The following is a 2,067-nucleotide window of genomic DNA, read 5'->3' on the forward strand; positions in this document are numbered from 1 at the left end:
GGGGCGGACGGTCCCCCTCGCCCGGAGTGGCCGGCCTGCTCAGGGCCTTTTCGGATATGGCCACGGGTGGGGCACCTCCGGGTTCCATGGGTCTCCCTCCCCTCTCATACGCGTCTGCGGCCCGGCTTGTTCAGGTCTTCCGTGGAACCATCCGTGGAACCACCCCTCCCGGTGAGGCAGTCTTTCCCCTCGTGGCTGGTCTACCGAATCAGAGTCCCGCGCCGGGTGAAGCCGGCGCACACATGGTGGTGTGCGGCGACGACGGGCTCGCGCACCGGCTGGCCGCGGAGTTGCGCGGTGTCTACGAGGAACAGGTCACGCTCGTCGTACCGCCCTCCGAACGGACGGTACGGCCGCCTGTCGTCGGGCGGGCCCGTGCGGTGTCCGCCGCGCTGCTCGACCGGGTGGTGAGCGCGGCCGTCAATCGGGCCGCCGCCGGGAACGGTGGCGGGGTGGGGGGCGGTGCGGTATCGGGGACGAGTGCTGGTCCTGGTGCGGTGGGTGGTGCTGGGAGCGGTGGGTCCTTGGGTGCGGGGCGGGTGTTGGAGGCCGTCGAGCCGACCGAGGCCGTGCTCGCCGAGGCCGGCGTGGAGCGGGCCGCCGCGCTCGCCCTCGTGTACGACGACGACGAGACGAACATCCGCGCCGCCCTCACCGCCCGTCGCCTCAACCCCCGGCTGCGGCTCGTCCTGCGGCTCTACAACCGGCGGTTGGGGCAGCACATCGAGGAACTCCTCGACCAGGCGGCCGCGTTGGCGATCATCGGCGGAGGCGGTGAGTACGCGGTGGGGGACGCCTCCACCACCGTACTGTCCGACGCCGACACCGCCGCGCCCGCGCTGGCCGCGACCGCCGTCGCCGGGACCACCAAGGTCGTCCAGACGGACGGGCTGATGCTGCGCGCCGTCGAACGGCCCGCGCCCGGGGCCGGGCGCGGCGCCGATCCTGGGCGCGGCGCCGATGCCGGGCCCGCCACGCTCGCGCTGCTGTCCGTGACCGGCAACGACCCCTCCTTCGCGGACGGTTCCGAGGCCAGCGGGGAGCAGGGGCCGCTGCTGCTGCCGGACGCGGCGGCCGTCGCCGAAGCGAGCGGGCGGGGCCGTGTCGTGCTGGAACAGGTGTCGTACTCGGCCGGGCCCGCGTTGCCCTCCGGGCGGGGGGTCGGGGTCGTGGCGCCGTTCGCCTCCCTGTTCTCGCGGCGGTTGCGGTGGTCGTTGGCGGGGCTCGTGGGGTGTGTCATCGCGCTGGCGGTGGCGTTGTGGGTGGTGACCGGAGTTCATCCGCTGGGGGCGCTGTACCTGACGCTGCTCGACCTGTTCTCGATCAACGATCCGGCGGTGGGGAAGACGACCGAGCAACAGGTTCTTCAGCTCCTCTCCGGATTCATGGGGTTGCTGCTTCTTCCGGTGCTGCTGGCGGCCGTGCTGGAAGGGCTGGGGACCTTCCGGACCGCCGGTGCGTTGCGGCGCCCACCGCGGGGGCTCGGCGGGCATGTGGTGCTGCTGGGGCTGGGGAAGATCGGCACGCGGGTGCTGACGCGGCTGCGGGAGCTGGACATTCCCGTGGTGTGCGTGGAGGTCGCGCCGGAGGCGCGGGGGGTCGCGGTGGCGCGGCGGTTACGCGTGCCGGTGGTACTGGGGGATGTCACGCAGGAAGGGGTGCTGGAGGCGGCGAAGATTCACCGGGCGCATGCGTTGCTGGCGGTGACCAGTTCCGACACGACGAATCTCGAAGCCGCTTTGTACGGGCGGTCGTTGCGGCACGATCTGCGGGTCGTGCTGCGGCTGTACGACGACGACTTCGCCACGGCCGTCTATCGCACGTTGCGGGCCGCGCATCCGCAGGCGCTGACGCGGAGTCGGAGTGTGACGCATCTGGCGGCGCCCTCGTTCGCCGGGGCGATGATGGGGCGGCAGATTCTGGGGGCGATTCCAGTGGAGCGGCGGGTGTTGCTGTTCGCCGCGCTGGAGGTCGCGGGACATGCGCAGTTGGTGGGGAAGACGGTGGGTGAGGCGTTTCGGGCCGGGTACTGGCGGGTGCTGGCGTTGGAGGGGAGTGGGCGCGAGT

1 protein-coding gene is annotated in these 2,067 nt (G+C 72.4%); it reads left to right on the forward strand.

Annotated elements, in window-relative coordinates; all coding sequences use genetic code 11:
- Positions 1-242: 242 nt before the first annotated feature.
- Positions 243-2,067, forward strand: a 1,825-nt coding sequence (locus P1P75_RS41250; protein ID WP_319265115.1) for an NAD-binding protein, incomplete at its 3' end; no start/stop codon positions are given.

The sequence above is a fragment of the Streptomyces sp. ID05-39B genome (assembly GCF_033794725.1).
GTDB lineage: Bacteria > Actinomycetota > Actinomycetes > Streptomycetales > Streptomycetaceae > Streptomyces > Streptomyces bobili.